Here is a 12,038-nt window from a genome sequence, read left to right on the forward strand (position 1 = left end):
GCGCTAGCCGGGGTTGGGCAAATGGCCGATTGCCGTCGTCGCTAACGGCTCATGCCGCGGCTGTGCTCATCGCAAACACCCCTTGCAGAGCGGTCATGGCGGCGAGGCATGCGAGTGGCGGCTTGCCGGTGGGAGCCAGCCTGCTGGCGAAAAGCCAACGAAGCGGTGTAGCCGTGAGTCATGTCCCCATCGCCAACAGGTTGGCTCCCACCTTTGCTTCGTTGGTGAATCATCGCTTCCGCGAACCGCAAAAAAAAAGGCGCCTCTCGCGAGGCGCCAGGCGCTGTCGGTGACTCAACGGCGGAACTTGAACGTATCGAAGCGCACGACGTCGTTGGCGCGTATCTCCATGTGTCGGATGCGGCGGCGTCCCTTATCGTCGTAACGCACCTCGTGCTGCCTCGTGACGTCTCCGCCGGGAACAGTGATGACGCCACTGATGACGGTCAGATTCGAATCCTTGAACGATACGGTCACGTTGCGATTGACCGAGGTGATCATGAAACGCACCACGTCCCACGGTTCCGCCAGATCCACGAAGAACACGTTGTTGTGGCTCGTGCCCGTCGGATGTATCAACTGTCCGCTTCGAAACGCAGAGCCCGATAGGGCGCGGTATGTGGCGAGTTGCACGGATGCAACAGTGTCCGAATCCGGACACTCAGCGAATCGCCATTAGCCATAGGGCCGCGCCTTGAACCGGCTCGGTGGTCCAGTGCACGCGATATGTGCCGGGTTCTTTCACTTCTCGCCACGCGACGACGCCTTGCACGCCGCTTTCGTCCGGCAACGTGGTGAAGGTGTCGATGACCTGGAAGCCGTCGCTTGGCGTGACCGTCATCCGCTTCACGCCGCCGTCGCCCCACCAGAAGGCCAGCAACGTCGCCGGCCCGTCGACATGGATCGTATCGCTGGCGACGACGGGCGCGGGATCGGCGTAGGACTGCGCCATCGCCTGTACGCGAGTGGCGCGGCGTACTTCGACGAACGGAAGCGACAGTTCTCCCGTCGGCTCACCGCGTTTTCGGATCGATACGGTATGTCCCGGTCCGCCCTTGCCGCCGAGCGCCACATAGGCGCGTACCGCGAAGCGATCGCCGTAGTTTGCATAGGTCATGGATCGGCCCAGCGGTCGCCACGCATTGCGATAACTGTCGATCGGCGCGTCGTCGTTGCTCGCGTAGCCTGCATTGAATGCAACGAAGACGCTGCCGGACGGCTGGGTATCCATCGGCGGCGTCACGGCGGGATCGACGCCGATGCCTTCACCCTGGCCGAGAAACACGTGGGCACCCAGCGCAGGCGGCGTGGCGGCGTCCATGGCGAGCAACGCGAGCGGTGACATCACGGCGGCGAGTGCGGCAACACAGGCACGGAAGCGCATGGGCCTTCTCCAAAAGTTGTACTTGTCAGTATGCAAGGGCTGCGCCACGCTGCGCAGGAGAGGGCGACACGCGTTGCCTCCAGGGAAGTCACGTGGCGCACGAGACCGATTTCATCGATTTGTACCGAAAGCTGCGCCTGGAGCCCGGCTGTACGTTGGACGACTTCAAGCAGGCCTATCGTCGTCATGTCGCGCTCTGGCATCCCGATCGGCGCCGTGGATCCCGGGCGGACACGCTTGCCGCGGCACGCCTGCAACGATTGACCGTGCAATACGCGGCGGCCATGGATTTCCATCGTCGCCATGGGCGCCTGCCAGGCGCACCGATCGGCGCACGCAGCGCGGGGCCACGGGTCGAGGCAGAGCGGGACGAGGCGTCGACTGCCGCTCCTCTGCGCGCTTCGATGCCGCCGTCTGCAAGGCCGCGCGCGCGCGTGGCCATGCGCTGGTGGCTTGCTGGCGTGGTGCTCGGCATTGGTGCGCTCGCAGTGTGGATGTGGCCCGACGATGAGCCCGTCGAGACGGAAAGCGTCGCCGAACCGGTGGCGATGGTGGAGCACGACAGGCCGGCCGCCCGCTTCATTGCGCTGGGTATGACGCCCGCCGATGTGGCAGCGATCGAAGGCGAGCCGACACGCCGCGGTGCGGATCGCTGGGAGTACGGCCCGTCATGGGTGCGCTTCGAAGGCGGCGCGGTAACCGATTGGTACAGCTCGCCGCTGCGCAACCTGCGTACGGCATCCACGCGCGCGCATTGAATCGCGCCGCTCGCGTGGCACGCGATCAACGTGCGCCACGACCGAAGATCACCACCTCCACGGTCTCGATCAGGATCACCATGTCGAGAAACAGGTTGTGGTTCTTCACATAGAAAAGGTCGTACTTCAGCTTCTCGGCGGCGTCTTCTTCGGACGCACCGTAGGGATAGCTCAGTTGGGCCCAGCCGGCGAGACCTGGTTTGATGCTGTGGCGAAGGTTGTAGTAGCGGATCTTCGTCTCAAGGTCGTTCACGAACTGCGGGCGCTCGGGGCGCGGTCCCACGATGCTCATGTCACCGCGGATCACGTTCCATAGTTGCGGCAGTTCGTCGAAGCGCAGCTTGCGGCAGATGCGGCCCACGCGGGTGACGCGATCGTCGTTGCTCTTGGCCCAGCGCGCGATGCCGTCCATCTCCGCATCGGTGCGCATGCTGCGGAATTTATACAGCCAGAACGTGCGGCCGTGTTCGCCCACGCGCTCCTGCCGGTAGAGGATGGGCTGGCCGCGTCCCGATTCGATGCGTATCGCGAGCACCACGGCGAGCATGATCGGCCAGCAGAGCAGGGCGATGCAGCAGGCCGCGGCAAGATCGAAGCCACGTTTGACGAAGATGGCCAATGGCGTCGCGTTGAACCCCCCGGAAAAGACCAGCCACGACGGATCGAGCATGGTCAGCTGTACGCGTCCTGCCTCGCGTTCCACGAACGTGGTCAAGTCGGTGATCTGCACGCCAAGCTGCCGGCAGGCCAGCAGGTCGTCCATCGGCAGGCTACCGCGGCGATCGTCCACACCCACCACGATCTCGTCCAGGCGCTCGCGTCGGGCGAATGCGGCCAGCGCGTCGCCGGGCCGCACCAGCAGCGGTTCCGGAATGGCGATGGTTTCGCTGGGCCCCGGCACGTAGCCGAGCAGACAGAAGCCGCGACGATCGGAGCGGCGGCGCATGCGGTTGTGGATCTGCGCGGCGCGTTCGCCCGCGCCCAGCACGAGCACGCGCCGCTTCAGCGATTCCATTTCCACCAGGCGCATGAACAACGCGCGGAACGCGGACGTGACCACAAAGCCGATGATCAGCGCCATGCCGAGTACGCCTCGGCCGACGTAGGCCTGCGGGATCACGTAGTAGCCGACCACCAGCGCGAGGCCACCGATGACGAAGGCGATGGCGTGCCGCGCCAGTTGGCCGCGCCAGCTCATGCGCAGGGTGGCCCGGTATTCGCCGAGCGCGGCCATGCACAGGAAGATGACGATCGCGAACATCGCTGCGCGTGCCGCCAGCGAATGCGACGACGCAGCCAGGTCCTCCGGCGACGGCGCGAAGCGTATCCACGTTGCCGCATTGATCGATGCCGCGAGCAGTGCGAGTTCGCACGCACCCAGCAGCGTGAGCCAGCGCACGATCGGCTGTCTGAACAGGCGAATCATCGGAAGTCCCCTCCATGCACGCAGGCGCTGCATGCCGTCGCGCAAAGGCTAGGAACGTGCCGCCGCCCTGTCGATTGCACTTCCGGCCTGCACGCGGCTAGGCCGTATGGCCGCCTGTATCAAAGTCGATACACATCGGGAGCGGTGCGCCGTAACATCGTGCGTGACGATGCTTGAGGGGCTCAGGCCAGACCGGTTGCCAACAGCACGCGCAATTGTTCGGCGAGGCGCAGGCTCAACGCGATCACGGTGAAGGTCGGGAACGCCCAGCCTCCGGTCGGGAACACCGAACTGCCCGCTACGTGCAGGTTGGCGACGCCGTGGACCTTGCCCTGCGCGTCGACCACGCCTTGCGAGGGATCGTCTGCCATGCGCGTGGTACCGATGTGGTGCGCCGTGCCATGCACCTCCGGCTCGGCCTCGCCGCGGGTCCAGGGGGCGGGCTCGAAACGCCCGCCGCAGGCAGCCGCGAGGCGTTCACCGGCCAGCACGGTCGTGGTGTGCCAGGTATGCCGGTCGAGATCGTTCAGGCGCCAGTCGATGCGCACGCGGCGCAAGCCGAGCGCATCGCGGTCGTCGCCCAGAGTGATGCGGCTGTCGCGTTGCGGTGCCTGTTCGAAGAAGCCGACCAGTTCGACGCGATCGCTGCGTACGGTGGGCCGGTCGGCCACTTTCTGCGCCACGGCTTTCACCACATCTCCCAAATGCAGACCGAGGCGAACGGCGCTGATGGCGAGGCTCTGCTGCACGGTCACCATGGTGCTGTCCGGTCCGTTCTGCAGGGCGGCGCACAGACGCGCTTCGAGCAGCGTCGCCTCGTCCTGGCGACGAGGCGACCGCAGCGCCGCGCGCACGTCGCGCAGGGCGCGAATGCCATGGGGTACCTGGCCTTCGACGGCGAACGGATGAACCCGTGCGTTGAGGCTGCGATGACGACGCTGTGCCTCGAAGGTCAGGCCGATCTCGGCAGACAGCGGCGCGCGTACCTTGCCGATGGTGCGTTCGTAGGGACGAGACAGCGTGTCGGGCTCGTCGGAAACGACGCTGCCGATACGGCCGCTGGGATGGTCCATGAAGTAACGCCCGACCAGGTCGCGATCGTTGCCCAGACCCGCTGGGGCTACGCTGTCGGACAGCAACAGGATGCGTGCATTCTCGATGCCTCCCGCCGCCAGCACGTAGTGCCGCGCCCGCACATGCCCCCGCCGTCCATCGAGCGAGCCGATGCGTGCGGCGGTCACGCTGCGCGCGCCGTCGCCAGCTTCCAGTTCCATTAGGTTGGCATGCAGCAGCACCGTGATGTTGGCGGCGCTGCGCAAGGAGTCACGGTAGGTATCGCCGAACATGATCGGACTGCGTGCGAAGACGAAGTTCGCCAGTGTTTCCGGATCGAGATCGAGCGGGCGGCGGGGCGGCGGCCCGTCGAAGGCCCCTGGGCCGAAACCGTAGGACGGATCGATGCGGCAGAATTCACGAGCGCGCTCGTACCAGGGTGCCAGGTCCGCATAGCGGAGCGGCCAGCCACTGTCCGGCACCCATTCGCGGGCTTCGAAGTCGCTGTCGGCAAGCGGAATGCAGCCACCGCCCCACAACGTGCAGCTTCCGCCGAACACGCGCATGCGCGACGTGCCGGCATCCAACGGCAGGTCGCCTGCCGAGCTACCCTCGTACAGCGACTGGCTGCGGTCTTCGCCGCATAGGCCGCCTCCCTCGATGAGGCAGACCGTGGTCGAGGTACCGATGAAGGCGTGCGCTATGGCGATACCGGCGGGGCCGGCACCGACGATGCACAGGTCGGCCGAGACGTCGGACGGTGCCGACGGGTCGAGGTAGTCGATGATCACGATGTGTCTCCGGGCGCGTTACCGTCGTCCGTGTGTGTCGTGGTCGGGACCGTCCTGGTGCCCGTAATAGCCTCGGTACCACGTGACGAAGCGGCTCACGCCCTCGGCCACGTCGATCTTTGGTTCGTAGTCGGCCGCTTCGGCCAGCGCGGAGACGTCAGCCTCCGTGTCGGGTACGTCGCCAGGTTGCAGAGGCAACCCTTCCAGCCGCGCAGTACGCCCGAGGCACTGCTGGAGTATGTCGATATAGCGCAGCAGCTCCACAGGTCGTTCGTTACCGATGTTGTAGATCCGATACGGCGCCACGCCGCTCGTGCCCGGGTCCGGCGCGTCGCCCGACCAACGTGTGTTGATCGTCGGTGGCCGGTCGAGCATGCGCACGACTCCTTCGACGATGTCGTCCACGTAGGTGAAGCTGCGCTTGTGCCGGCCATGGTTGAACACCCGCAACGGCTCGCCCGCGAGGATTGCCCGAGTGAACAGGAACAAGGCCATGTCGGGCCGGCCCCAGGGCCCGTAGACGGTGAAGAAGCGCAGGCCGGTGCAGGGCAGGCCGAAGAGATGCGCATACGCATGCGCCATTTGCTCGTTGGCTTTCTTCGTCGCCGCGTACAGCGTCAGCGGATGCTCCGTCGATTGCGTTTCCGAAAACGGCATGCGTGTGTTCGCACCGTAGACCGAACTGGTCGACGCGAACACGAGATGATCGACACCGTGCCGACGGCATCCCTCCAGTACATGCAGAAAACCGGTGACGTTGCTCGATACATACACATGCGGATTCTCTGCGGCGTAGCGCACGCCGGCCTGCGCGGCCAGATGCACCACGCGCTGTGGCCGGTGCGTGGCGAACGCTGCCTCCATGGCGTCCCGGTCGGACAGGTCGGCATGGATGTGCGTATAGCCGGGGTGGCCGTCGAAGTGCGCGAGCCGTGCCTGCTTGAGGCTCACGTCGTAGTAGTCCGAAAGATTGTCGAGGCCGATCACCTCGTCGCCGCGCTGGAGCAGGCGCGTGGCAACGTGGTATCCGATGAAGCCGGCCGTACCGGTGACCAGGATCTTCATGTCGCCTGGACCACTCAGAGCCTGCCGTCCACCACGTCGCGCGGCAGGACGTATTTCACGTCGTAGATCACGCAGGTAGGCTTGCCGAAGGCGCGGATGCCGGTCGCACCCCAGGTCACGAACTGGTGATGCCCCACAGCCACGATGATGGCGTCATAGCTGCCGTGCACGGGTTCGGCTACAGGGTCGATGCCGTACTCGTGGCGGGCTTCGTCCGCATGCACCCAGGGATCGTGCACGTCCACGCGCACGCCGTAGCCGGCGAGTGCGCCAAGGATATCCACGACACGCGTATTACGCAGGTCGGGACAGTTCTCCTTGAAGGCCAGGCCGAGCACGAGCACCCGCGCGTCGACGGGATTGATGCCCTTGCGGACCATCAGGCGGATCGCCTCACCCGCGATGTACGGACCCATGCCATCGTTGGTACGGCGGCCGGCCAGGATGACGTCCGGGTGGTGACCGACCTGCTGCGCCTTGTGCGTCAAGTAGTACGGATCGACACTGATGCAGTGGCCGCCCACGAGACCCGGGCGGAACGGCAGGAAATTCCACTTGGTGCCGGCGGCTTCGAGAACCTCGAGCGTATCGATGCCGAGCTTGTTGAAGAGGATGGCCAGATCGTTGACCAGCGCGATGTTGAGATCCCGCTGCGTGTTCTCGATGACCTTGGCGGCCTCGGCTACCTTGAGCGAACTCGCTCGGTGGGTGCCCGCCGTGATGACGGAGCGATACAGGGCGTCCACGAAGTCGGCCACCTCGGGCGTCGAGCCCGATGTCACCTTGAGAATGCTGCTCACCCGATGGCTCTTGTCGCCCGGGTTGATGCGTTCGGGGCTGTAGCCGGCAAAGAAGTCCACGTTGAAGGCGAGGCCGGAACCGCGCTCAAGCAACGGTACGCAGACCTCTTCGGTACAGCCGGGGTAGACGGTGGACTCGTAGATCACCACGTCGCCGCGTTTCAACACCTTCGCCAGCATCTCGCTCGCGCGTACCAGCGGGGTGAGATCGGGTCGACGCGCGTCGTCGATCGGGGTGGGGACGGTCACGATATAGACGTTGCATTCGGCCAGTTCGCTCACGTCTGCCGAGAAGCGCAGTCGCTTCGCTTCCGCAAGCTCGGCGGTTTCCACTTCGAGCGTGGCATCGTGTCCGCCGCGCAAGGCGTCGACGCGTTCGGAACGAATGTCGAAACCCAGCGTGGCGAATCGCTTGCCGAACTCCACCGCCAGCGGCAGGCCGACGTAGCCCAGGCCCACGATGCCGATACGCACGGTGTCCAGCGAGGGAGCGGCGAAGCTCTCCTGCCGGGTCCACGGCGACGCGCTCGCGTCGGATTCGGCCATGCCAGCGGTGCCGGCGGCCATTCTGCGGCTCTCAGTGTCCATGCCAGCGTCTACCCCTTGGAAGGCGTCACAAACCCCGTCTGACGGGGGCCACCAAAGCGTAGCAACGCGCGCGGGCATTGCCTGTATGGCTTACGGAGGTGGTCGAATGGCCGATATCGGCAACCTGTGCGAGGTCGACTCGAGTGCTTCTCCGAGCATGGCAACGTTTACAAGGTGGCGGCTCCGAGATATGGTTCGTCCCGCATCGCCCACGCAAGTGGGCATTCGATTACAACTATGGCTTCATGGTCCACTCATGTCCGCGCGATCCTATTTTGGCTCTGTGCGCGTGGCCTTGCTGGACGACCACGCGCTCGTCCTGAAGGGGCTGACTGCGCACCTTGAGAAATCTCCCTCCATCGTGATTGTGGGTAGCCACGCCAGCAGCCGGCCGTTCCGCGCGATGCTGGCGAGCATGCCGGTCGACGTCGCCATCATCGATTATTCGCTTGCGCTGGACGACATCGATGGCGTAGCCCTGATCAAGCTCCTGCGGGCGTCCTACCCCAAAATGAAGATCCTGGTCGTCTCGGCGCACGAACAGGGCCTCGTCGTGCACAGCCTGCGCCAGGCAGGCGCCGATGGTTTTGTGGCGAAGAGCCAGGACCCGGACGAGGTGATCCGTGCCATCGACGCGCTGATGACCGGGCGGGAGTACCTGCCGTCGCGCGATGCCGAAGCGGCCGAACGGCCGAACCTGGTGCCGCTGTCGCCACGCGAATGGGAAGTGGTCCGCCAGTTGCTCGAAGGCATGACCGTGGGGCAGATCGCGGCCCGTTCGGGGCGCAGCCTGAAGACCATCAGCACGCAGAAATCAGCCGCCTTCCGCAAGCTGCGCATCACGTCGGACAACGAGCTGTACCTGATGCGCGACTACATCTTCGCGTTGGACGGCGGACCGCCGAAGTGAGGCGCGTCCTTGCCTTGATCCTGGGGCTGTTCGTCGTCGCCGTCGTCGCAGGAACCGAATCGCCGAGTCCGGAAGCGCGCAAGCGGTGGGTCGCGGCCCACCCGACGCTGCGGATCGGTATCGATCCGCAGCAGGGATCGGAGGCGGGTGAGGGCTGGGGCAATCCGCTGGTCAGCCAGTACCTGGAGCTTGTTTCGCGGCATACGGGGCTGCGCTTCGTTACCGTGCGTATGAAGTCATGGGAGGACGCCGTACGTGCGTTCGACGACGGGCGCATCGACATGTTGCCGTCGCTCAGCGATCGCCTGCTTGCGGCGGACGTGGGTGACCGCGCGCTGGTGTCCTCGCCGTTCTACGTCGGTCGCACCGTCATCATCAGCCGCACCGTCGGCCCGGCCACGCTCGACATGCATGCGCTGGAAGGCCGCACGGTCGCGTTCAAGGGCGGCGGCGCGTATGAATCGTGGCTCCGCCGGGAACACCCCGCGATCACGCGCTTGCCCCTGGCGGACATCCACCAGGTACTGGCGGCCGTGGAGAGCGGCATTGCCGATGCCGGCGTCGGCGTGGACGTGGCCTACCATCCCATCGTCCGGCGCGATTACGCGCTGAGCCTGCGCATTGCGGGCAACGTCACAGAAATGCCCGTGGCTGCCCGGGTGGCGGTGCACAAGAATGCGCCGGAACTGCTGGCGATCATCGACGACAGCCTGCACGGCATCGGTCCGGAGGAGAACCGGGCGGTGATCGAGCGCTGGCTTGAAACCGCGTATCTGCGCGCGCCCACCTTGTCGCAGGTGGCGTCGGCCTATCGGATCGAGATCGGGCTTGGCGTCGCGTTGATTCTCGCGTTGGTCTTCGCGCTGTGGCAGCTGCGCCGCGCACAGTTGGCCTCGCATCGTGGCGAGCGGCAGAAGACCATGCTGCTGGCCGTCATGAGCCACGAAGTACGCAATGCGGTAAACGCGGTGGTCTCGTCGATCGAGCTGTTGTCGCGCACCTCGCTCGAAGGACCGCAGCGCGATCTCATGGCGATCGCGCAGTCGAGCAGTCGCAGTCTTCAGAATCTTCTTAAGAGTGCACTCGATTACAGCCGCTCCGAGAGCGAAGGCTTCACCCCGGATCTGCTCGCGTGCGACGCCGTGGGCATCGCACGCAACGTGATCGAAGGGCAGCGCGCCGCCATCGACCAGAAGGGCCTCGACGTTCGGCTCGATCTGCCCATGGGCGCACTGCCGTGGTTGCTGCTCGACGAGACCCGGCTGCGCCAGCTCATGGAAAACCTGCTCTCCAACGCGGTGAAGTTCACCGAGCAGGGACACGTCGGTATCGCGCTATGGCAGACCGCCAGCGAAGCCACCGGCGAGGTGCGTCATCTGGTGGTGGAAGTGTTCGATACCGGTATCGGCGTGCCGCCCGAACGGCAGCGCGAGTTGTTCCGACCGTTTTCGCAGGCGCACGGCGCGCACTCCAAGCGCATGGGCGGTACCGGCCTGGGCCTCGGCATCTGCGCCGAGATCGTGCGCCACCTGGGCGGTCGCCTGGAACTGAGCAGCGACGTCAGCGTGGGCACCGCCGTACGTATCGAGCTGCCCACCAGCCGGGTGCCCGTGGTGCCGGCGACCGACGACGCCGGTGAGGCTGCCATCGACGCATTGCCCGCGGCGGCCGGCACGGTGCTGTTGGTGGAGGATCACCCGGCCAATCGGCAGATCATTGCCGCCCAGCTCAAGTTCCTTGGATACGAAACGGACGCGGTGGATCACGGACAGGCTGCCATCGACACCTTCGTCCCGGGTCGTTACGCAGGCGTGCTGCTGGATTGCGAACTGCCCGACATGCAGGGCTACGACATCGCCGCCGAGCTGCGCGCACGCGAGGCGGCCGCCGGCATCGCACCGACGCGGTTCATCGCCATCTCCGCCAACGATGGCGAAACGCATATGCGCCGTTGCGTCGAAAGCGGGATCGACACGGTGCTCGGCAAGCCGCTGTCGCTCGATCGTCTACGCGACGCGCTGGTCGGCGCGCCCGGCACGACCCTGGCCGAACACACGCTGCGTGAGGAAAGCCTGCGCGATCTCGCCGCGATCCACGCCGCCCTGGAAGACGCCGACCCGGAGCGGGCCCTGCGTGTGACCCATCGGCTGAAGGGCGCCGCGCTGGTCTCCGGGGCCATGCAACTGGCGGAAGATGTGGAGCGGGTGGAGGCGCTGCTGCTGGCGCGTCCGGTGGCGCGTGGCGACATTGGCGCGCTGTTGCAGGAAATTGCGGATCGGCTTTAAGGGTAGCTTCGTGCAAGCGAGCGGCGACGAGAACCTTTAGACGTTCATCATCGTCCCAATGTCATTGGCACCCCCTTTCATCCGACGCAATGGAGTCACCCCCATGACAAGCATCAACGCATCCGCAAGCGGCACGTTCAAGATCGGTGGCGACCTCGAGGTCAATCGGCTCGGTTTTGGTGCCATGCGCGTCACCGGCAAGGGCATCTGGGGTGAGCCGGCGGACCCCAAGGCCGCCCGTGACACCCTGGCAGCGCTGCCAGGCCTCGGCGTGAACCTCATCGACACGGCCGATAGCTACGGCCCGTTCATCAGCGAGGATCTGATCCGCGAAGTACTGCATCCGTACAAGGGCCTGGTCATTGCGACCAAGGGCGGCCTCACCCGCCATGGCCCGGACATCTGGGCGCCCGTCGGTCGGCCCGAATACCTGCGCCAGTGCGTGCTCATGAGCCTGCGCCGTCTGGGCGTGGAACGGATCGACCTGTGGCAGTTGCATCGCATCGACACCAAGGTGCCGCGCGACGAGCAGTTCGGCGTCATTCGCGACATGCAGAAGGAAGGCCTCATTCGCCATGTCGGACTGTCCGAGGTGAGCGTCGAGGACATCCAGGCGGCCGAGCCTTTCTTCAAGGTCGCCACAGTGCAGAACCTGTACAACCTGGGCAATCGGCAGAGCGAAGCTGTGCTCGATTACGCCACCAAGCACAACATCGGCTTCATTCCCTGGTTCCCGCTGGCTGCCGGTGAACTGGCCAAGGAGGGCTCGGTGCTTTCCACCATTGCGAAGAAGCTCGGGGCGACCGACGGACAGGTGGCGCTCGCGTGGCTGCTGAAGCGTTCGCCCGTGATGCTGCCCATTCCGGGCACCGGCAACCCGCATCACCTTGCGGACAACGTCAAGGGCGCGTCGCTCGAGCTGTCCCAGGAAGATTTCGAGGCGCTCGAACACGCAGTGAAGTAAGGGATTGACGAAGC

10 protein-coding genes are annotated in these 12,038 nt (G+C 65.5%); 4 read left to right on the top strand and 6 right to left on the bottom strand.

Going from position 1 to position 12,038, the window contains the following annotated elements; all coding sequences use genetic code 11:
• Positions 1-294: 294 nt before the first annotated feature.
• Both BT115_RS01775 and BT115_RS01780 read right to left on the bottom strand, forming a co-directional pair.
• Entirely contained in the window at positions 295-546 is a 252-nt protein-coding gene (locus tag BT115_RS01775; RefSeq protein ID WP_177257349.1) for a hypothetical protein, read from the bottom strand.
• A gap of 115 nt (positions 547-661) precedes the next feature.
• A complete protein-coding gene (locus BT115_RS01780) occupies positions 662-1,384 on the bottom strand; it encodes a hypothetical protein (protein ID WP_072320837.1) in 723 nt (240 codons plus the stop codon).
• A 92-nt stretch (positions 1,385-1,476) separates the two neighbouring features.
• Between BT115_RS01780 and BT115_RS01785 the strand changes: the two genes are divergently transcribed.
• On the top strand, positions 1,477-2,142 hold the full coding sequence (locus BT115_RS01785) for a J domain-containing protein (RefSeq protein WP_072320838.1): 666 nt from the start codon (positions 1,477-1,479) through the stop codon (positions 2,140-2,142).
• Positions 2,143-2,167: 25 nt separating this feature from the next.
• Here BT115_RS01785 and BT115_RS01790 read toward each other — a convergent pair whose 3' ends face one another.
• The 4 genes from BT115_RS01790 to tviB form a co-directional block, all read right to left on the bottom strand.
• Complete coding sequence (locus BT115_RS01790) at positions 2,168-3,568, bottom strand: TIGR03013 family XrtA/PEP-CTERM system glycosyltransferase (RefSeq protein ID WP_072320839.1); 1,401 nt, start codon at positions 3,566-3,568, stop codon at positions 2,168-2,170.
• Positions 3,569-3,750: 182 nt separating this feature from the next.
• Positions 3,751-5,412, bottom strand: coding sequence for a GMC oxidoreductase (locus tag BT115_RS01795; RefSeq protein ID WP_072320840.1), 1,662 nt, complete (start codon positions 5,410-5,412; stop codon positions 3,751-3,753).
• An 18-nt stretch (positions 5,413-5,430) separates the two neighbouring features.
• Positions 5,431-6,477, bottom strand: coding sequence for an NAD-dependent epimerase (locus BT115_RS01800; RefSeq protein WP_072320841.1), 1,047 nt, complete (start codon positions 6,475-6,477; stop codon positions 5,431-5,433).
• Between the two features lie 14 nt (positions 6,478-6,491).
• The gene (gene tviB, locus BT115_RS01805; RefSeq protein WP_083527360.1) at positions 6,492-7,823 is read right to left on the bottom strand and encodes a Vi polysaccharide biosynthesis UDP-N-acetylglucosamine C-6 dehydrogenase TviB; all 1,332 of its coding nucleotides are present in this window, start codon (positions 7,821-7,823) and stop codon (positions 6,492-6,494) included.
• Positions 7,824-7,971: 148 nt separating this feature from the next.
• On the opposite strand from tviB, the gene BT115_RS01810 reads away from it, so the two are divergent.
• From BT115_RS01810 to BT115_RS01820, 3 genes are all read left to right on the top strand, one after another.
• Positions 7,972-8,775: a response regulator transcription factor gene (locus tag BT115_RS01810; protein ID WP_218184705.1), complete on the top strand. Its 804-nt coding sequence runs from the start codon at positions 7,972-7,974 to the stop codon at positions 8,773-8,775.
• Positions 8,772-11,060, top strand: coding sequence for a hybrid sensor histidine kinase/response regulator (locus tag BT115_RS01815; RefSeq protein ID WP_072320843.1), 2,289 nt, complete (start codon positions 8,772-8,774; stop codon positions 11,058-11,060). The genes BT115_RS01810 and BT115_RS01815 overlap by 4 nt, the downstream gene beginning before the upstream one ends.
• A 103-nt stretch (positions 11,061-11,163) precedes the next feature.
• On the top strand, positions 11,164-12,024 hold the full coding sequence (locus tag BT115_RS01820; protein WP_072320844.1) for an aldo/keto reductase: 861 nt from the start codon (positions 11,164-11,166) through the stop codon (positions 12,022-12,024).
• Positions 12,025-12,038: the final 14 nt, after the last annotated feature.

The sequence above is a fragment of the Luteibacter sp. UNCMF366Tsu5.1 genome (assembly GCF_900119235.1).
GTDB lineage: Bacteria > Pseudomonadota > Gammaproteobacteria > Xanthomonadales > Rhodanobacteraceae > Luteibacter > Luteibacter flocculans.